This is a genomic window from Micrococcus luteus (assembly GCF_014138885.1).
Classification (GTDB): domain Bacteria; phylum Actinomycetota; class Actinomycetes; order Actinomycetales; family Micrococcaceae; genus Micrococcus; species Micrococcus luteus.
The window spans coordinates 464917-485564 of record NZ_JACJIK010000001.1 but is presented as its reverse complement, the minus strand read 5'-3'; the positions used below and the strand labels follow the sequence as shown (position 1 = coordinate 485564).

General features: G+C 72.3%; 18 protein-coding genes and 2 tRNA genes. 17 read left to right on the top strand and 3 right to left on the bottom strand.

What is annotated here, in order from left to right; genetic code table 11:
* The first annotated feature begins 122 nt into the window (after positions 1 to 122).
* The 4 genes from HDA34_RS02125 to HDA34_RS02110 all read left to right on the top strand — a co-directional run bounded on the left by HDA34_RS02125 (position 123) and on the right by HDA34_RS02110 (position 4029).
* Positions 123 to 977, top strand: coding sequence for an alpha/beta fold hydrolase (locus HDA34_RS02125; RefSeq protein ID WP_060974240.1), 855 nt, complete (start codon positions 123 to 125; stop codon positions 975 to 977).
* Positions 978 to 991: 14 nt separating this feature from the next.
* On the top strand, positions 992 to 2557 hold the full coding sequence (locus HDA34_RS02120; protein WP_049146108.1) for a flavin-containing monooxygenase: 1566 nt from the start codon (positions 992 to 994) through the stop codon (positions 2555 to 2557).
* Positions 2558 to 2643: 86 nt separating this feature from the next.
* On the top strand, positions 2644 to 3117 hold the full coding sequence (locus HDA34_RS02115) for a ribose-5-phosphate isomerase (RefSeq protein WP_060974239.1): 474 nt from the start codon (positions 2644 to 2646) through the stop codon (positions 3115 to 3117).
* Positions 3118 to 4029, top strand: a complete 912-nt coding sequence (locus HDA34_RS02110; protein WP_041104798.1) for an Fpg/Nei family DNA glycosylase — start codon at positions 3118 to 3120, stop codon at positions 4027 to 4029.
* A 122-nt stretch (positions 4030 to 4151) separates the two neighbouring features.
* On the opposite strand, the gene HDA34_RS02105 is transcribed toward HDA34_RS02110, so the two are convergent.
* A tRNA-Gly gene (locus HDA34_RS02105) sits at positions 4152 to 4222 on the bottom strand.
* 76 nt (positions 4223 to 4298) lie between these two features.
* Between HDA34_RS02105 and HDA34_RS02100 the strand changes: the two genes are divergently transcribed.
* The 7 genes from HDA34_RS02100 to HDA34_RS02070 all read left to right on the top strand — a co-directional run bounded on the left by HDA34_RS02100 (position 4299) and on the right by HDA34_RS02070 (position 10581).
* On the top strand, positions 4299 to 5192 hold the full coding sequence (locus HDA34_RS02100) for an SDR family oxidoreductase (RefSeq protein WP_036316872.1): 894 nt from the start codon (positions 4299 to 4301) through the stop codon (positions 5190 to 5192).
* Between the two features lie 83 nt (positions 5193 to 5275).
* Positions 5276 to 5349 (top strand) — tRNA-Pro (locus HDA34_RS02095).
* A gap of 42 nt (positions 5350 to 5391) precedes the next feature.
* On the top strand, positions 5392 to 6846 hold the full coding sequence (tig, locus tag HDA34_RS02090) for a trigger factor (RefSeq protein WP_036316981.1): 1455 nt from the start codon (positions 5392 to 5394) through the stop codon (positions 6844 to 6846).
* 267 nt (positions 6847 to 7113) lie between these two features.
* Positions 7114 to 7728: a ClpP family protease gene (locus HDA34_RS02085; protein WP_169577765.1), complete on the top strand. Its 615-nt coding sequence runs from the start codon at positions 7114 to 7116 to the stop codon at positions 7726 to 7728.
* 41 nt (positions 7729 to 7769) lie between these two features.
* Positions 7770 to 8435, top strand: coding sequence for an ATP-dependent Clp protease proteolytic subunit (locus tag HDA34_RS02080; RefSeq protein ID WP_041104792.1), 666 nt, complete (start codon positions 7770 to 7772; stop codon positions 8433 to 8435).
* 167 nt (positions 8436 to 8602) lie between these two features.
* Entirely contained in the window at positions 8603 to 9901 is a 1299-nt protein-coding gene (gene clpX, locus HDA34_RS02075) for an ATP-dependent Clp protease ATP-binding subunit ClpX (protein WP_036316877.1), read from the top strand.
* Between the two features lie 62 nt (positions 9902 to 9963).
* On the top strand, positions 9964 to 10581 hold the full coding sequence (locus HDA34_RS02070; protein ID WP_036316880.1) for a mycothiol-dependent nitroreductase Rv2466c family protein: 618 nt from the start codon (positions 9964 to 9966) through the stop codon (positions 10579 to 10581).
* 83 nt (positions 10582 to 10664) lie between these two features.
* On the opposite strand, the gene HDA34_RS02065 is transcribed toward HDA34_RS02070, so the two are convergent.
* Positions 10665 to 11000, bottom strand: coding sequence for a DoxX family protein (locus tag HDA34_RS02065; protein ID WP_036316984.1), 336 nt, complete (start codon positions 10998 to 11000; stop codon positions 10665 to 10667).
* A 360-nt stretch (positions 11001 to 11360) separates the two neighbouring features.
* Positions 11361 to 14045 (bottom strand): valine--tRNA ligase, encoded by a 2685-nt coding sequence (valS, locus tag HDA34_RS02060; protein ID WP_049146115.1) that lies wholly within the window; start codon positions 14043 to 14045, stop codon positions 11361 to 11363.
* Between the two features lie 139 nt (positions 14046 to 14184).
* Here valS and HDA34_RS02055 point away from each other — a divergent pair, with 139 nt between their 5' ends.
* The 6 genes from HDA34_RS02055 to HDA34_RS02030 all read left to right on the top strand — a co-directional run bounded on the left by HDA34_RS02055 (position 14185) and on the right by HDA34_RS02030 (position 20635).
* A complete protein-coding gene (locus tag HDA34_RS02055; RefSeq protein WP_044659094.1) occupies positions 14185 to 14979 on the top strand; it encodes an SDR family oxidoreductase in 795 nt (264 codons plus the stop codon).
* Positions 14980 to 15022: 43 nt separating this feature from the next.
* Complete coding sequence (locus tag HDA34_RS02050) at positions 15023 to 15772, top strand: sirohydrochlorin chelatase (protein WP_060973643.1); 750 nt, start codon at positions 15023 to 15025, stop codon at positions 15770 to 15772.
* A gap of 117 nt (positions 15773 to 15889) precedes the next feature.
* Positions 15890 to 17605, top strand: a complete 1716-nt coding sequence (locus tag HDA34_RS02045) for a nitrite/sulfite reductase (protein ID WP_101967217.1) — start codon at positions 15890 to 15892, stop codon at positions 17603 to 17605.
* Positions 17602 to 18327, top strand: a complete 726-nt coding sequence (locus HDA34_RS02040; RefSeq protein WP_041104785.1) for a phosphoadenylyl-sulfate reductase — start codon at positions 17602 to 17604, stop codon at positions 18325 to 18327. The genes HDA34_RS02045 and HDA34_RS02040 overlap by 4 nt, the downstream gene beginning before the upstream one ends.
* Positions 18328 to 18359: 32 nt before the next feature.
* The gene (gene cysD, locus HDA34_RS02035; RefSeq protein ID WP_060974121.1) at positions 18360 to 19295 is read left to right on the top strand and encodes a sulfate adenylyltransferase subunit CysD; all 936 of its coding nucleotides are present in this window, start codon (positions 18360 to 18362) and stop codon (positions 19293 to 19295) included.
* Complete coding sequence (locus HDA34_RS02030) at positions 19295 to 20635, top strand: sulfate adenylyltransferase subunit CysN (RefSeq protein ID WP_041104782.1); 1341 nt, start codon at positions 19295 to 19297, stop codon at positions 20633 to 20635. Before cysD ends, HDA34_RS02030 begins: the two co-directional genes overlap by 1 nt.
* Positions 20636 to 20648 lie beyond the last annotated feature (13 nt).

The window sequence follows — 20648 nt, the reverse complement described above, 5'->3', positions numbered from 1 at the left end:
AAATGACTGACGCGCCTGCTTGCATTCTGAGAAATGCACACGCCATGCTGGGAAATGTAGGGCGCGTCACATCGCAGGTGTCGGGCCCCATAGTCCACATATCGGTTTCCAGGAGGAGCCTCATGCCACTGACCGCATCGACCGTCACGCGCACCGTCAGCGTGGACGGTGCCTCCGTCACCTGCCACGACTCGGTGACACCCGGGGAGCTCGACCGGCCTCTCGTGCTGGTTCACGGCACGGGCGGGACGACCGCCTCGCACTTCGGCCACCTGTTCCCCATGATGGCCACGCGGACGCGCGTCTTCGCCGTCGACTGGGCACCGCCGGCCGACCCCGCCGCGGACCTGACCGTCGACCTGCTGGTCGGCCAGGTGCGGGCCGCCGTCGACGAGCTCCTCGGCCCCGACGCCGCGTTCGACCTGCTGGGCTACTCGCTCGGCGCCGTCGTGGCCGGGCAGCTGGCCGCCGACCTCGGTCGCCGTGTGGAGAACCTCGTGCTCGTGGCCGGCTGGGCGACGACGGATGTCCACCAGCGCCTGCGCAACGAGGTCTGGCGGCACCTGTACGCCACGAGCCCTGATGCCCTGGCCCGTTACACGGCCTTCTGCGGCCTGTCCCCGCTGGCCCTGCGCTCCCTGACCCCGGCCATGCTCGACGGGGCGCTCGCCTCCCTGACCGCGGACGAGTTCACCGCCCGGCAGATGGACCTGAACGCCCGCGTGGACGTCGCCGACCGTCTCTCCGCCGTCACCGCGCGGACACTGATCGTCTCCTGTGCCGAGGACATCATGGTCCCGCCCCATCACCAGTACGAGCTGCTCGGCATCATCGACGACGCGCGGCTGACGACCATGACGAGCGGCCACGCCTTCTTCCTCGAGCGCCCGGCCGAACTCATGCAGATCGTCGACCTGTACCTGCGCGAGCCCGACCGCCACCCGGCCGGCGCGATCATCCCCGAGACCCACGCCTGAGAGAGGGGCCAGCCATGACCACCGCCATGACCACCACCACCGACGTGCGCCCCGCACCGCGCGACGAGTCCGCCGAGATCCTCATCATCGGCTCCGGATTCGCCGGCCTCGGCATGGGCGCCCAGCTGCGGCGTCACGGCCGCGAGGACTTCCTCATCCTGGACCGCGCCCAGCAGGTCGGCGGGACCTGGAGGGACAACACCTACCCGGGTGCCGCGTGCGACGTCCCGAGCCACCTCTACAGCTTCTCCTTCGCGCCGAACCCGCAGTGGTCGGGCTTCTACACACCGGGTCCGGAGATCCAGGACTACCTCGTGCGCTTCTCCGAGGACGAGGGCCTCACCCCGCACCTGCGTCTCGGGGCGGACATGCTCGAAGCGCACTGGGACCCCGAGACGGAGCGGTGGACGGTGCGGACGCCGCGCGGGACCTACACGGGACGCTGGCTCATCATGGGCACCGGGCACCTCGCCGACCCCCGCCTGCCGGACGTCCCGGGTCTCGACGCCTTCGAGGGCGAGGTCATCCATTCCGCCCGCTGGGACCACACGGTGGACCTGAAGGGCAAGCGTGTCGCCGTCGTCGGCACCGGCGCCTCCGCGATCCAGGTCATCCCCGAGCTGGCGGCGACGGCGGCCGAGCTCGTCGTCTTCCAGCGCACCCCCGCGTGGGTCACCCCGCGCGTGGTCAAGCCGTACTCCGCGGCCGTGCGCCGCATGTTCGAGCGCGCCCCGCACACCATGCAGCGCGAGCGCGACGACATCTTCTGGTTCGCCGAGTCGAACTATGCCCAGCGCCGCGGTGTGCCGGCCGCACTGGACCAGGTCCGGGCCCAGGCCCTCGGGCACCTGGCCGCCGCGGTCTCTGACCCCGAGCTCCGCGAGCGCCTCACGCCGCGGTACCTGCCGGGCTGCAAGCGTGTGCTCGTCTCCAACGACTACTACCCGGCCATGGCCCGGGACAACGTCACCCTGGAGGACAGCGCGCTGGACCGCGTCGAGGGGAGCCGGCTGTTCGGCGTGAGCGGTCACGGGTACGAGGTCGACGTCGTCGTCCTCTGCACCGGCTTCGAGGCGGCCCAGCCGCCGTTCGCCGAGCGCGTCCACGACGGTGAGGGCCGTTCCCTGGCCGATCACTGGAGCAGCGGCATGGCGGCGTTCGACTCCACGGCCGTGGCGGGATTCCCGAATCTGTTCGCCATCAACGGGCCGAACACCTCGCTGGGGCACAACTCGATCGTCTACATCATCGAGTCGCAGATCGCGTACATCTTGGAGGCCCTGGACCGGGTGGAGCACGAGGGAATTAGGACGATGGTCCCCGAGACACTCGCCCAGGAGGAGTACGTGGACCGTCTCCAGGAGCGGGCCGCCACCTCGGTGTGGCTCGTGGACGGCGGCTGCCACTCCTGGTACGTCGACCCCCGCTCGGGCAAGTTGACGCTGATCTGGCCCGACTACGCCTACGACTTCCGCGCCCGCAACGGCCACTTCACCGGGGAGGGCTTCCTCTCCTCGGCGAGTGGGGAGCCCGAGCCCATGCCGGTGCGCGAGCCCGAGCGATCGGTCGCGCTGATCTGAGCCGGCCCGCCCCGGGGCAGGGGGTCGGGTGGGGCCGTCAGTAGACTGACCCCACCCGACCGTCGTCCTTCTGGAGGAGTCTGCGCATGCGCGTCCACATCGCCACCGACCACGCCGGCATGGAGCTGTCCGCCCACCTGGTGGAGCACCTCACCACCGCTGGCTACGAGATGGTGGACCACGGACCCACCGAGTACGACGCGCAGGACGACTACCCGGGCTTCTGCATCAACGCCGCCCGCGCCGTCGTCGCCGACCGCGAGCAGGGACTGGACTCGCTCGGCATCGTGCTGGGCGGCTCCGGCAACGGCGAGCAGATCGCCGCCAACAAGGTGGCCGGCGTCCGAGCCGCCCTGGCCTGGAACCTGGACACGGCGCGGCTGGCCCGCGCGCACAACGACGCGAACGTCGTGGCCGTCGGCGGTCGACAGCACTCGCTCGAGGAGGCCACCGAGCTCATCGAGGCGTTCCTGGCCGAACCGTTCTCCCAGGACGAGCGCCACGTGCGCCGCATCGGGAAGATCGCGCACTACGAGACCACCGGAGAGGTGCTGATGTGAGTGCCTGAGGGCCACTCCGTCCACCGTCTCGCGCGCCAGTTCACCGACGTCTTCGGCGGCCGCCGGATCCGCGCCACGAGTCCGCAGGGCCGCTTCGCCGAGGGGGCCGCCCTGCTCGACGGCCAGGTCCTGAAGCGCGCCCGGGCCCACGGCAAGCACTTCTTCGCCGACGTCTCCGGCGGCCACGTGCTCCACGTCCACCTGGGCATGTACGGGGCGTGGACCTTCGGCGGGGATCAGGACTTCGCGGCCGCGTCCTCGATCGGCGCACCCCGCCGGATCGGCGAGCGGGAGGTCCACGACGACGGCGCCCCGGCCGCCGAGCCCGCTCGCGACGCCGACGGCTGGGTCCAGCCCCCGCCGCCGGCCGCCACGGTCCGGCTGCGACTGCGCGCCGAGCACGGCTGGGCCGACCTGATCGGCGCGAGCCGGTGCCGCGCGCTCACTCCGGCCGAGGCTGCCGACGTCGTCGCCGGCCTGGGCCCGGATCCGCTGAGCGACGACGATCCCGCGCCGTTCTACGACCTCGCCCGGCGGACACGGCGGCCGATCGGCGTCGTGCTGATGGACCAGGCGGCCGTCAGCGGGATCGGCAACATCTTCCGGGCCGAGGCGCTGTTCCGCGCCGGCATCGACCCGTGGCGGCCGGCCCGGGAGGTCTCCGCGTCGGACCTGGCATTCCTCTGGGCGGACAACGCCGCGCTCATGCGGGAGGGCGTGCGGCTCGGGCGGATCGTCACCACGCGGCCCGAGCACCGGCCGGGGATCCCTGCCGAATCGGCCTGGCCCGAGCACGCGAACTACGTGTACCAGCGGCAGGGCCTGGCCTGCCTCGTGTGCGGGCGCGAGACGATCGTGGTGGAGGAGATGGCGGCCCGGAAGCTCTACCGGTGCCTCACCTGTCAGAGCTGAGGGGCCTGTAGCAGGCCCGACCGGGCACAGCGGTCAAGGCACCGGCGCGGACGACGACGCACCCGAGAAAGCCATGAGCCGGGCCATCGTGTGCACACGATGACCCGGCTCATGAGGTCCGGAGGGGATGACGGGAATCGAACCCGCGTAGCCAGTTTGGAAGACTGGGGCTCTACCATTGAGCTACATCCCCGCGGGGCCGCGCTCGGCGCGGACCAGCGGCTGACACCGTATCACGGCGGGCCCGCGTCGGCCGTGGGGGAAGAGGCATGATGCACGGCTCCCGTCCCGCCCTCCGCAGGGCCGCGTCCGCCCTCGCCGGCCGTCGTCCCCTGTCCCTGCGCGGCGCCACCGTCCTCGTGACGGGCGGCGCGTCCGGCATCGGTCGACTGATCGCCCTGGGGGCCGCCCGCCGCGGCGCGGGCCGCGTCGTCGTCTGGGACCTCGACCTGCAGGGGGCTGAGGCCGTCGCCGCCGAGATCCGGTCTCAGGGCGCGGACGCCCAGGCCGAGCGCGTGGACGTGACGGACGCGGCCGCCGTCGAGGCCGCCGCCGCCCGCGCCGGAGAGGTGGACGTCGCCGTGAACAACGCGGGCGTCGTGACGGGCGTGCGCCTCGAGGACGCCACGGAGGAGGGCATCCGCCGCACCTTCGAGGTGAACGCACTCGCGCCGTACTGGCTGACCCGGGCGGTCCTGCCCGGAATGCGGGCCCGGGACCGCGGGGCCGTGGTCACGGTGGCCTCGGCCGCGGGGTTGGTCGGCGTCGCGCGCCAGACGGACTATTCCGCCACCAAGCACGCCGCGGTCGGCTTCGCCGAGTCCCTCGCCGCGGAGCTGCGCAAGGACGGCAGCCGCGTCACCTCCCTCGCCGTCTGCCCCTTCTACATCGACACCGGGATGTTCGCGGGCGTGCGCAGCCGGGTGCCCTGGCTGCTGCCCGTGCTGGATCCGCGCCACGTGGCGCAGGAGGTGCTGGACGCCGTCGAGGCCGGCCGCACCCGCCTGCTGCTGCCGCGCGCCGTCGGTCTGATCGCGCCCCTGCGCGCCCTGCCGGCGCCCGTCTTCGACCGCGCGATGGACGTCCTCGGGGTCAACGCCACGATGGACGGCTTCACGGGCCGGCGGTCGCGGCTTTTCGCGGGGCGCGAGACGGCGCGCTAGGATTCCACAGTCTGCCCTCGGGCAGTCCCTCGGGTGTCCGGCGAGCCTCCACCGCGTGAGCCCGCCGGCGTCGGGGACGACGGCGGGGTGTAGCTCAGCTTGGTAGAGCGCGCGCTTTGGGAGCGTGAGGCCGCAGGTTCAAATCCTGTCACCCCGACTCGACGTCAAGACCATCCACCACCACCAACAGGAGTCATCCGTGGTCAAGTCCACCGCAGAGAACCTCAGCCCGACCCGCGTCAAGCTGACCGTCGAGGTGCCGTTCGAGGAGGTGAAGCCCGCCCTGGACAAGGCGTTCAAGGACATCGCCAACCAGGTCCAGATCCCGGGCTTCCGCAAGGGCAAGATCCCGGCGCGCCTGATCGAGCAGCGCTTCGGCCGCGAGATCGTCGTGGACCAGGCCGTCAACGAGGGCCTGAACACCTGGTTCTCCGCCGCCATCGCCGAGGCCGAGGTCACGCCGATCTCCCGCCCCGAGGTCGACGTGACCGCCACCCCGGACGCGGAGAACGCCGAGGGCCCGGTGGCCTTCACCGCCGAGTTCGACGTGCGCCCGACCATCGAGCTGCCCGACTACAAGGGCCTCAAGGTGACGGTGGAGCCCGCCCAGGCCACCGAGGAGGACGAGCAGAAGGCCCTCGACGCCCTGCGCTCGCGCTTCGGCTCCCTCAAGGATGTGGACCGCCCGGCCGCCCAGGACGACTTCGTCACGATGAACCTGACCGCCACGGTCGACGGCGAGCAGGTCGACCAGGCCGAGGGCCTGTCCTACCAGGTGGGCGCCGGCACCATGCTCGAGGGCATCGACGAGGCCCTCGACGGCCTGTCCGCCGGCGAGGACGCCACCTTCGAGACCACGCTCAACGGCGGCGAGCACGACGGCGAGACCGCCGTGGTCAAGCTGGAGCTGACGGCCGTCAAGGAGCGCGAGCTGCCCGAGGCCGACGACGAGTTCGCCCAGCTGGCCTCCGAGTTCGACACCATCGCCGAGCTCAAGGAGGACCTGAAGAAGCAGGCCGCCGAGGAGGCCGTGAACCGCCAGGGCGTCGAGGCCCGCGACAAGGTCCTCGAGGAGCTGGCCAAGCTCGTCGAGGTCCCGGTGCCGGACGGCGTCATCGCCGAGCAGGTCGAGCAGCACTTCTCCGCCGGCGGCCACACCGCGGGCGACGACCACGACACCGCCGAGCACCGTGCCGAGCTCGAGCAGAACACCCGCGAGGCGTTCGCCAACGAGGTCATCCTGGACGAGGTCGCCGAGGCCGAGGAGGTCACGGTCGACCAGGGTGAGCTGATCGAGTACATCATCGCCACCTCCTCCGAGTACGGCATGGACCCGAACCAGTTCGCCATGATGCTCGACCAGGGCGGGCAGATCCCGATGATCATGGGCGAGGTCCGCCGCCGCAAGGCCCTGGCCAAGGTCCTCGAGTACGCCGAGGTCACCGACACCGACGGCAAGGCCGTGGACCTGACGGCGTTCGTGACCCCGGGCGGCCAGGAGGCCCTCGACGCTGAGGCCGAGGGCGCCGAGGCCGAGGGCGCCGACGAGGCGGAGGAGAAGCCCGCCGAGAAGGCCCCGGCCAAGAAGAAGTCGACGGCCAAGAAGGCCCCGGCCGAGCAGGCCGACGACGCCGAGGCGGCCGAGCAGGCCTGATCCCGGCCGGTGGGGACGCACCCCCGCCGAGCCACGACGACGGCGCCCCCGCCCACGCCGGTGGGGGCGCCGTCGTCGTCCCGGGGCCCCGGTGGGCGGCCCCGGGCGGGGTCCGCGACAACCTGCGCCAACAGCGAAACGCCGACGGCGTCCCGCGCGCTGGCCCGGACGCCCGGCTAGTGTCGGACTCGATCAGGGACCCGTCCGTCCGCGCGAGCGGCCGCCGTTCGGGAGGCCCGTGCACATCTCGACAGGAAGGCGGAAGTGATGACCGACATCACCCCCAGCATGCGTTCGGTGGACCCGGCGCAGCGCGAGGATTTCCTCTACACCCAGCTGCTGAAGTCGCGCATCGTCTGGCTGGGCGAGGACGTCCGTGACGACAACGCCAACGCGATCTGCTCCCAGCTGCTCCTGCTCTCGGCCGAGGACCCGGAGAAGGACATCTACCTGTACATCAACTCCCCGGGCGGCTCCGTCACCGCGGGCATGGCGATCTACGACACGATGCAGTACATCCCCAACGACGTCGTGACGGTGGCCACCGGCCTCGCCGCGTCCATGGGCCAGTTCCTGCTCGCCTCCGGCACCAAGGGCAAGCGCTACGCCACCCCCCACGCCCGCGTGCTGATGCACCAGCCCTCCGGCGGCATCGGCGGCACCGAGTCGGACATCCGCATCCAGGCCCAGCTGATCCTGCACATGAAGCAGGTGATGGCGGAGCTGACCGCCGAGCAGACCGGCCAGTCCGTGGAGACCATCCTCGAGGACAACGCGCGTGACAAGTGGTTCACCGCGCAGGAGGCCCTCGAGTACGGCTTCATCGACCACATCGCCGACCGTGCCGCGTCCGTGACCGGCGGCGGCGGCGTCCGGGGCTGAGCCCGGCCCGGACCGTCCCGACCCTCTCCAGGAGACCAAGAATGACCCAGTTCCCCGCCGGGCTCCCCACCGGGATGCCCTCCCTGCCCACGCCGGACGCGCGCTACATCCTCCCGCAGTTCGAGGAGCGCACCCCCTACGGCTTCAAGCGTCAGGACCCCTACGCCAAGCTCTTCGAGGACCGCATCGTCTTCCTCGGCGCGCAGGTGGACGACGCGTCGGCCGACGACGTGATGGCCCAGCTGCTCGTGCTCGAGGCGATGGACTCCGAACGTGACATCACCCTGTACATCAACTCGCCGGGCGGCTCGTTCACGGCCATGACGGCGATCTACGACACCATGCAGTTCATCCGCCCCGAGGTGCAGACCGTGTGCCTGGGCCAGGCCGCCTCCGCCGCGGCCGTGCTGCTGGCCGCGGGCGCCCCCGGCAAGCGTCTGGCGCTGCCCAACGCGCGCGTGCTGATCCACCAGCCGGCGATGCAGGGCGACCGCGGCACCGCCACGGACCTGCAGATCCACGCCCAGGAGATCAACCGGATGCGCGTGTGGATGGAGGAGACGCTGGCCTCCCTCACCAACCGCACGCCCGAGGAGGTCTCGCAGGACATCGACCGGGACAAGTTCCTCTCGGCCGAGCAGGCCCTCGAGTACGGCCTCGTGGACGAGGTCCTCGCCTCCCGCAAGATCACCCGCCCGTCTGCCTGACCGACGACGCCCGCCGAGGGGTCCGGCCGCGCGGCCGGGCCCCTCGGCGCCGACCGGGGACCCGGTCCCTTAACGTGTCCGTCCACGGCCGTATGCTGGACGGAATCTGACAGCGACGACGCCCGCGCGGGGCGGACGTCTCCGCCCGGCCTTCGAGGAGTACCACCATGGCGCGTATCGGAGAGAGCGCTGACCTGCTGAAATGCTCGTTCTGCGGGAAGAGCCAGAAGCAGGTGCGCAAGCTCATCGCCGGCCCGGGTGTCTACATCTGCGACGAGTGCATCGAGCTGTGCAACGAGATCATCGAGGAGGAGCTCGGCGAGGCGGCGGAGGCGGACGAGACCGTCCTGCCCACCCCGCAGGAGATCTTCGACCACCTCGAGAGCTTCGTGATCGGTCAGGAGGCGGCCAAGCGTTCCCTCGCCGTCGCCGTGTACAACCACTACAAGCGCGTGCGTGGGCCGCAGGCGCGGGGCGGTGACCTGGCCGACCGCCTCACCGAGCGGGACGACCTCGCGGACGTCGAGGTCGGCAAGTCGAACATCCTCATGGTCGGCCCCACCGGCTCCGGCAAGACGTATCTCGCGCAGACCCTCGCCCGGCGGCTCAACGTCCCGTTCGCGGTCGCGGACGCCACCAGCCTCACCGAGGCCGGCTATGTGGGCGAGGACGTGGAGAACATCCTCCTCAAGCTCATCCAGGCCGCGGACTACGACGTGAAGAAGGCCGAGCAGGGCATCATCTACATCGACGAGATCGACAAGATCTCGCGGAAGTCCGAGAACCCCTCCATCACCCGGGACGTCTCCGGCGAGGGGGTGCAGCAGGCCCTGCTGAAGATCCTCGAGGGCACGGTGGCGTCGGTGCCGCCGCAGGGCGGGCGCAAGCACCCCCACCAGGAGTTCCTGCAGATCGACACGTCCAACGTGCTGTTCATCGTGGCGGGCGCGTTCGCGGGCCTGGACGAGATCATCGGTTCCCGTGCCGGACGCAAGGGCATCGGGTTCGGCGCGCCCCTGAACCACCTGGGCGCGGGGGACGTCACCTACGCGGACGTGCGGCCGGAGGACCTGCTGAAGTTCGGCCTCATCCCCGAGTTCATCGGCCGCCTGCCCGTGATCACCACTGTCGAGGACCTCACGCACGAACAGCTCGTGCGGGTGCTGACCGAACCGAGGAACGCCCTGCTCAAGCAGTACCAGAAGATGTTCCTCATGGACGGCGTGGAGCTCGAGTTCGAGCAGGACGCCCTGGACGCCGTCGTCGCCCAGGCCGAGGCCCGCGGCACCGGCGCCCGCGGCCTGCGCTCCATCATGGAGAACGTCCTCAAGCCCGTGATGTTCGAGCTGCCCTCCCGTTCGGATGTGGGCACGGTCGTCATCTCCGGGGACGTGGTGCGCGGCGAGGCCGAGCCCACGCTCATCCCGGCCGAGGTGGAACGACGTCGACGCGGCCGGAGCGCCTGACCGCCGTCGCCCAGCAGGACCGACCGGAGCCGAGACGGCTCCCTGACCGCAAGGAGCACAGCATGACCGACACCACGCAGCAGCCCACCGTCGACTTCTACTTCGACGCCACGTGCCCGTTCGCCTGGATCACCTCCCGGTGGATCCTGGAGGTCCAGAAGGTGCGCGACGTGCGGGTGGTCTTCAAGATCATGTCGCTCGCCGTCCTGAACGAGGGCCGCGACCTGGACCCCGACTACCTGGCCCGCCTCGAGAAGGCCTGGCTGCCGGCCCGCGCCGCCGTGCAGGTGCGCGAGCGGCACGGTGCCGAGGCGCTCGGCCCGTGGTACACCGCGGTCGGCACCCGCATCCACGAGCAGGGCCGCACGGACTACGAGGCCGTGGTGGCCGAGGCCCTCGAGGAGCTGGGCCACGACGCGGACATCCTGGACGCCGCCCGCACCGACGTGGCCGACGAGCAGCTGCGCGCCAGCCAGAAGGAGGCGGAGGACCTCGTGGGCAACGACGTCGGCACGCCCGTCGTGGCGTTCAACGGCACGGCCTTCTTCGGTCCCGTGATGACCCGCATCCCGCGCGGCGAGGAGGCGGGCCGCATCTTCGACGGCGCCGTCGCCCTGGCCGACTTCCCGTACTTCTACGAGATCAAGCGGGCCCGCACCACGGATCCGCAGTTCGACTGAGCCCCCGGCTCGCACGAGACCGGCCCCACACCTTCAGCGCGAAGGTGTGGGGCCGGCGTCGTCGGGGTGCGGGGCGGCGGGGGTCAGCTGCGCGCCACTCTGCCGGCCGCGCGGATCAGGGGGACCTGCAGGGGCAGCCGCCCGAGGGAGACCAGTTGCGCCGGCCAGGGCCGGCGTCGCCACCGCCAGGCCATCCACGCATTGCCGGGCCACACGCCGAGGAAGAGCGCCTGCGCGGCGCGTCCGCCCGCGCGCCGGGTGCGCGGGACGGCCAGCAGACCCGCCACGGCCAGCTCGGCCACGCCGGAGCCGTGGGTCCACGCGCGGGCCGAGCCGGGCAGGAACGGCGGGATCAGCCCGTCGAAGGGCTCAGGTCGGACGAAGTGGAGCACGCCCATGGCGGCGAGGGCGGCGGACATCCGCCGGGCGGAGGAGTCGCAGGCGCGGCGGCCGGCCGGGGCGGGATCGGGTGTCGGTCTCATCCTCTCAGTGTCCACCCCTGCCGCGGTGACCGCACTGCGACATGCGGCAGGAGCACGACCGGGAGGTGCACCACGACACCCCCGGGAGGGCCGCCTCCCGACGAACTCCGATCCGGCGGCGGACTGTCCGACGCGTGCTGTGCCCTACCGGATCCGGGCCACGAACATCCCACGCTGACGGCAGACTCGGGTTTGCAGCACGGGCGCGACGACGGCCCCGCCGCCCGTGATGGGCGACGGGGCCGTCGTCGTGCCGCGTGCGCTCCCGAGACACCGTCCGGGAACGCGCGGCGCGGGTCAGTCGTCGTCGACCGGTGCGAGCTGCACGTCGGAGACGGTCAGGGGCGCGGACTCGCCGGCCTCGCCCTGCGTGAGGGACAGGTCCGCGATGTTGCCGGCCGCCTTGAGGTCCGCCAGGCCGCCGCGCAGCTTCTCGAGCCAGTCGGCCGGTCCGGTCACCACGGCGGAGCGCACCTCGGTGCGCTGCTTCACCTTGGCCTCGGACTTCGCCTTGCGGATGCCGCCCAGGACCTGCGCCACGGTGGGCAGGACCTCGGCGTCGCCGGCGGAGGCGGCGAAGGACAGGGACGCCACCTCGTCCGCGGCGCCCGGCCACGCGGCGGTGTGCACGGAGCCGGCGCGCCACCAGCTCCACACCTCCTCGGTGGCGAACGGCTGGAACGGGGCCAGCAGACGCAGCAGGGCGTCCAGGGTGGTGGCCAGCGTGGTCACCACCGAGGCCTGCTCGGCCTCGCCGTGGCCACCGTAGGCACGGTCCTTCACGAGCTCCACGTAGTCGTCCGTGAAGGCCCAGAAGAACTGCTCGGTCACGTTGAGGGCGCGTGCGTAGTCGTAGGCCTCGAACGCGCGGGTCGCCTGCTCCACGGTGGCCGCGAGGCGCGTCAGCAGGGAGGCGTCCAGCGGGTTGGTGACGGCCGCGGCGTCGTCGGCCGTGCGGATGACGGCGTCCTGCGTGGCGCCCAGGTTCAGCACGAACTTGGCGGCGTTGAGCAGCTTGATGGCCAGGCGGCGGCCGATCTTCATCTGCGCCACCTCGTAGGCGGTGTCCGCGCCGAGGCGGGCCGAGGCGGCCCAGTAGCGGACGGCGTCCGAGCCGAACTGGTCCAGGATGTCGGTCGGGACCACCACGTTGCCCTTGGACTTGGACATCTTCTTGCGGTCCGGGTCGAGGATCCAGCCGGAGAGCGCGGTGTCCGTCCACGGCACGGAGCCGTTGAGGGCGTGGGCGCGCACCACGGTGGAGAACAGCCAGGTGCGGATGATGTCGTGGCCCTGCGGGCGCAGATCGAACGGGAAGACGTTGTTGAAGAACGCCTCGTCACGGGACCAGCGGCCCACGATCTGCGGGGTCAGCGAGGAGGTGGCCCAGGTGTCCAGGACGTCCGGGTCGCCGGTGAAGCCGCCGGGGACGTCGCGCTGGTCCTCGGAGTAGCCCGGGGCGGCCTCGGCGGCCGGGTCCACGGGGAGCTGCTCGTCGGCCGGGAGGATCGGGTTCTCATAGTCGGGCTCACCCTCCGCGTCCAGCGGGTACCAGACCGGGATCGGCACCCCGAAGAAGCGCTGGCGGGAGACGAGCCAGTCACCGTTGAGGCCCTCGACCCAGTTCTCGTAGCGGTGGCGCATGTGCTCCGGGTGCCAGGAGAGCTCGCGGCCGCGCTCGATCAGCTCCGCGCGGCGGTCGGCGTCGCGGCCGCCGTTGCGGATGTACCACTGGCGGGAGGTGACGACCTCGAGCGGCTTGTCGCCCTTCTCGTAGAAGTTCACGGCGTGCATGATCTTCTTCGGCTCTCCGTCCAGCAGGCCGGCCGCGGTGAGGGCGTCCACCACACCCTGCTTGGCGGAGAACACGGTCTTGCCGGCCACGGTGTCCGCATAGGCCTGTCGGCCGGCGTCCGTGGTGATCCACTCGGGGGTGTCGGCGGCGAAGCGGCCGTCACGGCCGATCAGGGTGCGGGTCGGCAGCTGCAGCTCGCGCCACCAGGTGACGTCGTTGAGGTCGCCGAAGGTGCAGACCATGGCGATGCCGGAGCCCTTGTCCGGCTTGGCCAGCGGGTGCGGGAAGACCTCGACCTCCACGCCGTACAGCGGGGAGGTGACGGTCGTGCCGAACAGGTGCTGGTAGCGCTCGTCGTCCGGGTGGGCGACCAGGCCGGAGCAGGAGGCCAGCAGCTCGGGGCGGGTGGTCTCGATGAAGACCTGCTCGCCGTCCGCAGCGGTGAAGGCGTAGCGGTGGTAGGCGCCGGGGACCTCGCGGTCCTCGAGCTCGGCCTGGGCCACGGCGGTGCGGAAGGTCACGTCCCACATGGTGGGGGCCTCGGCCAGGTAGGCGTCGCCCGAGGCGATGCCGGCCAGGAAGGCGCGCTGGGAGACGGCGCGGGAGACGTCGTCGATGGTCCGGTAGGTCATGTCCCAGTCGACGGACAGGCCGAGGCGGGTGAAGAGGTCCTCGAAGACCTTCTCGTCCTCGACGGCGAGCTCCTCGCAGAGCTCGATGAAGTTCTTGCGGGAGATCACGTCCCAGTCGCGCTGGTTCTTCGCCGGCTTCTCCGGCGGGCGGTAGCCCTCCACGTACGGCTTGGCGGGGTCGCAGCGGACGCCGTAGTAGTTCTGCACACGGCGCTCGGTGGGCAGGCCGTTGTCGTCCCAGCCCATCGGGTAGAACACGTTCTTGCCGTTCATGCGCTGGTACCGGGCGAGCACGTCGGTCTGCGTGTAGGAGAAGACGTGGCCCACATGCAGGGAGCCGGAGGCGGTCGGCGGGGGAGTGTCGATCGAGTAGACCTGCTCGCGGGTGGTCTGCGTGTCGAACGCGTACGTGCGCTCGTCGGCCCAGCGGGCGGTCAGCTTCTCCTCGAGGCCCTCGAGGGCCGGCTTGTCCGGCACGGCCACGGCGCCGGCGGCGGGGGTGGACGGGGTCGATGCGTCGATGGGCGTGTCTGTGCCCTGCGTGTTCTCAGCCATGCCCGCCATCCTCCCATGACCGGGGCGGCGGGCCGGGCCTGCGACGACGCCCGGGACGTCCCGCCCTTTCAGCCGCTCGACCTGGCGGAGGTGATCCGGGCGGTGCTCCGAACGGCACGGCTCGGCTACGGTCGGAGGCGTGAGCCACACCCATGAACCTGCGAAGAACCCCGCCCGCGCCGCCGTCGTGACGGGGGCCACGAGCGGCATCGGCCGCGCCACGGCCCTCGAGCTCGCCCGCCGCGGCTGGCGCGTGTACGCCGTCGGCCGCCGGGCCGAGCGCCTCGAGACCCTCGCTGCCGACGCCCGGGCCGAGGGCGTGAGCGGCGACGTCGTCCCCGCCGCCCTGGACGTCACGGACGAGGCCGCCGTCGCCGCGCTGGCCTCGCGCGTCGAGGCCGACGGCGGCGCCGACACCCTCGTCAACATCGCCGGCGGAGCGCTCGGCACGGACGCGGTGGGCGTGGGCGACCGCGCCGACTGGGAGTGGATGTACCGCGTCAACGTGCTCGGCACCCTGACGATGTGCCAGGCGTTCCTGCCCATGCTCCGCGCCCACGGCGAGGGCACCGTGCTCAACCTGACCTCGACCGCCGCCGTCACCGCCTACGAGGGCGGCGCCGGCTACAACGCCGCGAAGATGGGCCAGCACGGGCTCACCGGCGCGCTGCGCCTGGAGGAGGCCGAGCACAACGTGCGGGTGATCGAGGTGCTCCCGGGCATGGTCCACACCGAGGAGTTCTCCCGCAACCGCCTGGGCGGCGACCAGTCCGCCGCGGACGCCGTGTATGCGGGCGTGGAGAAGCCGCTCACCGCCGAGGACGTCGCCGAGGTGTGCGTCCACGCCGTCGAGCTGCCCCACCACGTGAACCTGGATCAGATCGTGATGCGGCCGGTCGCCCAGGCCGCCCAGCACAAGGTGATCCGCCGGTGAACGGCGGGCCGCAGAACGTGTGGGCCGACGCGGTGGGCTCGGCATGAGCGCGCCCGTGCTGCACGTGATCGCCTGCGCCCACGGCACGCACGACGCGGCCGGCCGCGACGTGATCGACGGCCTCCGTGCCGACCTGGCGGCCCTCCTGGCCGCCGAGGGGCCGGGCGCCCAGGTCCACGAGGCCTACGTGGACGTGCAGAGCCCCTCCCTCGACGAGGTCGTGGCGGCCCTGCCCCCGGGGGAGCCGGCCGTGATCGTGCCGCTGCTGCTGTCCCTGGGCCATCACGTCCACCACGACATCCACCACGCCGCAGCCGCCCGACCCGGCACGATCGCCGCCGCACCGCTGGCCGGGGCCGGGGACGACGTCGAGCCGCGCCTGGTGACCGTTCTGGCCGAGCGGGTGGCCCGGGCGGTGCCGGCCGGTGAGGCCGCGACATCGGACATCATCCTGGCGGCGGCCGGCACCCGCGCCGCGGACGGCCAGGCCCAGGTGCACGCCCTGGCCGGGGCCCTGGCCCGGGCCACGGGACTGCCCGTGACCGCGGCGTTCGGGGCGGCGGCCACCCCCCGTGTGCCCGACGCCGTCTCCCGGGTGCGCGCCGCCGGCCGTCGCGCCGTGGTGGCCGCCCACCTCTTGGCCCCCGGGTACTTCCACGACCGACTCGGCGAGAGCGGCGCGGACGCGGTCACCGACCCCCTGCTGCCGCATCCGCTGGTGGCGCGGATCGCCCTGGACCGGTTGCGGTCCGCCCTCGCCGAGGCCCCGAGGGGAGCCGCCGGAGGCCGCTGAGCCGCTCGTCACACGGCCGGTGCTGGGCCGGGCCCCGACCGCGGGCCGGCCCCGGGAACGTGACGAACCGCGTCGACGATCTTGGGGTCGGCATGCCGGGTTCCTAGCGTGGCGGCCATGACCCAGGTGAACGAGACGTCGAGGCCGGCGCGCACTCCGCGCCGTCCCTCCGCCAAGCCGCACGGCCAGTGGAAGGTGGACGGGACCGCCCCCCTGAACCACAACGAGGAGTTCAAGCAGCAGGACGACGGCCTGAACGTCCGCGAGCGCATCGAGCAGGTCTACGCCCGGGAGGGCTTCGACTCGATCCCCTCGGACGACCTGCACGGCCGCTTCCGCTGGTGGGGCCTGTACACCCAGCGCCGGCAGGGGATCGACGGCGGCAAGACCGCCACCCTGGAGCCCCACGAACTCGAGGACCGCTACTTCATGCTGCGCGTGCGCATCGACGGCGGCGACCTCACCACCGAGCAGCTGCGCGTGATCGGCGGGATCTCCACCGACTTCGGCCGTGACACCGCGGACATCACCGACCGGCAGAACGTCCAGCTGCACTGGATCCGCGTCGAGGACGTCCCCGAGATCTGGCGGCGCCTGGAGTCCGTGGGCCTGTCCACCACCGAGGCCTGCGGCGACGTGCCGCGCGTGATCCTCGGCTCACCGGTGGCCGGGATCGCCGCGGACGAGATCATCGACCCCACGCCCGTGATCCGGGAGATCGCGGACCGCTGGATCGGCGACCTCGAGGTCTCCAACCTGCCCCGCAAGTTCAAGACCGCCATCACCGGACACCCCTCCCAGGACGTGGTCCACGAGATCAACGACATCTCCCTGATCGGCGTGGTGCACCCCGAGCTGGGCCCCGGCTACGACCTGTGGGTCGGCGGCGGCCTGTCCACGAAGGCCCGCCTGGCCGACCGGATCGGCGCGTTCGTCTCGGCCGAGCGCGCCCCGGAGGTGTGGCACGCCGTCGTGAGCATCTTCCGCGACTACGGCTACCGGCGCCTGCGCAACAAGGCCCGCATGAAGTACCTGCTCGAGGACTGGGGGCCGGAGAGGTTCCGCACCGTGCTGGAGGAGGAGTACCTCGGCTACGCCCTTCCCGACGGGCCCGCCCCGGCCCCGCCCACCCGCCCCGGCGACCACGTGGGGGTCCACGAGCAGAAGGACGGCCGCTTCTACATCGGTGCCGCCCCCGTCGTCGGCCGCTCCAGCGGCACCACCCTCACCGCCCTCGCGGACCTGCTCGAGGCCCACGGCTCCACGCGGCTGCGGACCACCCCCCACCAGAAGATCGTGGTGCTGGACGTGGAGCGGGACCGGGTGGACGCCGTCGTGGCCGGCTTGAAGGAGCTGGGACTGAACCCGGAGCCGTCCGTGTTCCGCCGCTCCACCATCGCCTGCACGGGCCTGGAGTTCTGCAAGCTCGCCATCGTGGACACGAAGGACACCGCCACCGCCGCGATCGCCCAGCTGGAGGAGCGCCTGGCCGACCTCGCCGACCGCCTCCCCGAGCGGCTGAGCCTGCATGTGAACGGCTGCCCCAACTCCTGCGCCCGCATCCAGACCGCGGACATCGGTCTGAAGGGGCAGCTGCTCCCGGACGACGACGGCGGCCAGACGCCCGGCTTCCAGGTGCACCTGGGCGGCGGGCTGGCCTCCGTGGACCGCGCCGAGGCCGGCCTCGGACGCAGCGTCCGCGGCCTGAAGGTCCGCGCGGACGGGCTGGTCGACTACGTCGAGCGCCTCGTCCGCCGGTACGACGAGCAGCGCGAGCCGGGCGAGACCTTCGCCCGGTGGGCGCACCGAGTCGACGAGGAGGCCCTCCGATGAGCACCGTTCCCCCCACCCGTCCGACCGAGGACCTCGAGCGCCTGCAGGCACTCGCGGAGTCCGGCGCCGCCGAGCTCGGCTGGGACGCCCCCGCCGCGGCGGTGGTCGACTGGGCCGCCCGCCATGTGGACCTCCGCCGGGCCGCCGTCGCCTGCTCCATGGCCGACGCCGTCCTGCCGCACCTGGTGGCGCAGCGGATGCCCGGCGTGGACGTCCTCTTCCTGGAGACCGGCTATCACTTCACCGAGACCCTCGCGACGCGCGACGAGGTGGCCCGCCGCCTCGACGTCACCGTGGTGGACGTGCTGCCGGAGCTGACCGTGGCCGAGCAGGACGAGCGCCACGGCAAGGACCTGTTCGCCCGTGACCCGGGGCTGTGCTGCGCGATGCGCAAGGTCGAGCCCCTCAACCGGGCGCTGGCCGGATACGACCTGTGGTTCACCGGCGTCCGCCGGGACGAGGCGCCGACGCGCACGAACACCCCGCTGGTGGGCTGGGACGAGGCCCACGGCATGGTCAAGGTCAACCCCGTCGCCCCGTGGAGCTTCGACGACCTGGTCGGCTACGCCACGGACCACGACGTGCCCGTGAACCTGCTCCTGCAGAACGGCTACCCGTCGATCGGCTGCCGTCCCTGCACCCGCCCCGTCGCCCCCGGGGAGGACCCCCGAGCCGGGCGCTGGGCCGGGACCGCGAAGACCGAGTGCGGCATCCACGTCTGAGCGCCGCACCCGAGACAGACCAAGGAGACACGATGACCCTCACCCATGCCCCCGACCCGGGGACCGTGAGCCCCGCCGGGCCCGACGTCCAGGACGCCCTGGAGGCCGAGGCGATCCACATCATCCGCGAGGTGGTGGCCGAGTTCGAGCGCCCCGCCATGCTCTTCTCGGGCGGCAAGGACTCGGTGGTGATGCTCCACCTGGCCGCGAAGGCCTTCTGGCCGGGCAGGATCCCCTTCCCGGTGGTCCACGTGGACACCGGCCACAACTTTCCCGAGGTCCTCGAGTTCCGCGACCGCACGGTGGAGCGGCTCGGCCTGCGGCTCGTGGTGGGCTCCGTGCAGGAGTACATCGACCGCGGCGAGCTGCGTGAGCGCGCCGACGGCACCCGCAACACCCTGCAGACCACCCCCCTGCTGGACACGATCCGGACCAACCGGTTCGACGCCGTCTTCGGGGGAGGCCGCCGTGACGAGGACAAGGCGCGGGCCAAGGAGCGGATCATCAGCCTGCGGGACGCGTTCGGCCAGTGGGACCCGCGCAACCAGCGCCCCGAGCTGTGGAACCTCTACAACGGCCGTCACACCCCCGGCCAGCACGTCCGCGCGTTCCCCATCAGCAACTGGACCGAGCTGGACGTGTGGCGGTACATCGCCCGCGAGGGCATCGAGCTGCCCTCCATCTACTACGCGCACGAGCGGGAGGTCTTCCGCCGCGACGGCATGTGGCGCGCCGTGGGGGAGCACTCCCGCCCGGCCGAGAACGAGGAGGTCACCACGCGGACGGTGCGCTACCGCACGGTGGGCGACATGTCCTGCACCGGCGCCGTCCTCTCGGAGGCCGCCACCGTCGAGGACGTCGTGCTCGAGGTCGCCGCCTCCACCCTGACCGAACGCGGGGCCACCCGCGCCGACGACCGCATCTCCGAGGCGGCCATGGAAGATCGCAAGAAGGACGGGTACTTCTGATGAGCACCGCACTGCTGGACCGGCGCGCCCCCGCCGGGACCCTGTTCCGCCTGGCCACGGCCGGCTCGGTCGACGACGGCAAGTCCACCCTCGTGGGCCGCCTCCTGCACGACTCCAAGGCCGTCCTGGCCGACCAGCTCGAGGCCGTGGCCCGCACTTCCGCCGAGCGGGGCTTCGGCGGCGCCGAGGGCGGGCTGGACCTGGCGCTGCTGACCGACGGCCTGCGCGCCGAGCGGGAGCAGGGGATCACGATCGACGTCGCGTACCGGTACTTCGCCACGGACCGGCGCACCTTCGTGCTGGCCGACTGCCCCGGGCACGTGCAGTACACCCGGAACACCGTCACGGGCGCCTCGACGGCCGACGCCGTCGTGCTGCTCGTGGACGCCCGCAAGGGCGTGGTGGAGCAGACCCGACGCCACCTCAGCGTGGTGGCCCTGCTGCGGGTGCCGCACGTGATCGTCGCGGTCAACAAGATCGATCTCGTGGACTACGCCGAGGAGGTCTTCACCGCGATCGCCGAGGACGTGCGGCGCGTGGCCCGGGAGCTCGGCCTCTCCGACGCGGTGAGCGTCCCGGTGTCCGCCCTGCAGGGCGACAACGTGGTCACCCGCTCCGAGCGGACGGACTGGTACACCGGCCCCACGCTCATGGAGCTGCTCGAGTCCCTGCCCGGGGCGGACGCCGAGGACGACGCCGCGGCCTCCTTCCGCTTCCCGGTGCAGCTCGTGGTGCGCCCCCAGGGCGCCCTGGCCCCCGGCCTCGACCCCGAGGTCTTCCGCGACTACCGCGGCTACGCCGGGCAGGTGGTGGCGGGCACCGTCCGGCCCGGGGACGCCGTCGCCGTCCTCACCCCGGGGCAGCCGGTGCGCACCACCACCGTGGTGGGCGTGGACGCCGCCGGCGAGTCCCTCGAGGAGGCCTCCTCCCCGCAGTCGGTGGTCCTGCGCCTGGCCGACGAGGTGGACGTGGCCCGCGGGGACACGATCGCCGCCGCGGACACCGCCCCGCGCCCCACCGCGGAGGTGGCCGCCGCGCTGTGCTGGCTCTCCGCCGCGCCGCTGCGCGTCGGGCAGCAGGTCCTCGTCAAGCACGGCACCGCCGTCGTCCGGGCGCTCGTCCAGGAGGTGGCCGGCCGGCTCGACCTCGACACCCTGCGGCTCGACCCGGCCGAGACCCTCGGGCTCAACGACATCGGACAGGTGCGCCTGCACCTGGCCGCGCCGCTGCCCGTGGAGCCCTACGCCGTGCATCGGCGCACCGGGGCGTTCCTCGTGATCGACCCCCACGACGGGGCCACGCTCGCCGCCGGCATGGTGCGCGGCGGCGACGAGGCCTGAGACGGATGACGAC

Excerpts from the sequence above, each read along its gene's own strand:
- HDA34_RS02125 (WP_060974240.1), top strand. The coding sequence starts at position 123 with ATGCCACTGACCGCATCGACCGTCACGCGCACCGTCAGCGTGGACGGT.
- HDA34_RS02120 (WP_049146108.1), top strand. The coding sequence starts at position 992 with ATGACCACCGCCATGACCACCACCACCGACGTGCGCCCCGCACCGCGC.
- HDA34_RS02115 (WP_060974239.1), top strand. The coding sequence starts at position 2,644 with ATGCGCGTCCACATCGCCACCGACCACGCCGGCATGGAGCTGTCCGCC.
- HDA34_RS02100 (WP_036316872.1), top strand. The coding sequence starts at position 4,299 with ATGATGCACGGCTCCCGTCCCGCCCTCCGCAGGGCCGCGTCCGCCCTC.
- HDA34_RS02085 (WP_169577765.1), top strand. The coding sequence starts at position 7,114 with ATGACCGACATCACCCCCAGCATGCGTTCGGTGGACCCGGCGCAGCGC.
- HDA34_RS02080 (WP_041104792.1), top strand. The coding sequence starts at position 7,770 with ATGACCCAGTTCCCCGCCGGGCTCCCCACCGGGATGCCCTCCCTGCCC.
- clpX (WP_036316877.1), top strand. The coding sequence starts at position 8,603 with ATGGCGCGTATCGGAGAGAGCGCTGACCTGCTGAAATGCTCGTTCTGC.
- HDA34_RS02070 (WP_036316880.1), top strand. The coding sequence starts at position 9,964 with ATGACCGACACCACGCAGCAGCCCACCGTCGACTTCTACTTCGACGCC.
- HDA34_RS02065 (WP_036316984.1), bottom strand. The coding sequence starts at position 11,000 with ATGTCCGCCGCCCTCGCCGCCATGGGCGTGCTCCACTTCGTCCGACCT.
- valS (WP_049146115.1), bottom strand. The coding sequence starts at position 14,045 with ATGGCTGAGAACACGCAGGGCACAGACACGCCCATCGACGCATCGACC.
- HDA34_RS02050 (WP_060973643.1), top strand. The coding sequence starts at position 15,023 with ATGAGCGCGCCCGTGCTGCACGTGATCGCCTGCGCCCACGGCACGCAC.
- HDA34_RS02045 (WP_101967217.1), top strand. The coding sequence starts at position 15,890 with ATGACCCAGGTGAACGAGACGTCGAGGCCGGCGCGCACTCCGCGCCGT.
- HDA34_RS02040 (WP_041104785.1), top strand. The coding sequence starts at position 17,602 with ATGAGCACCGTTCCCCCCACCCGTCCGACCGAGGACCTCGAGCGCCTG.
- cysD (WP_060974121.1), top strand. The coding sequence starts at position 18,360 with ATGACCCTCACCCATGCCCCCGACCCGGGGACCGTGAGCCCCGCCGGG.
- HDA34_RS02030 (WP_041104782.1), top strand. The coding sequence starts at position 19,295 with ATGAGCACCGCACTGCTGGACCGGCGCGCCCCCGCCGGGACCCTGTTC.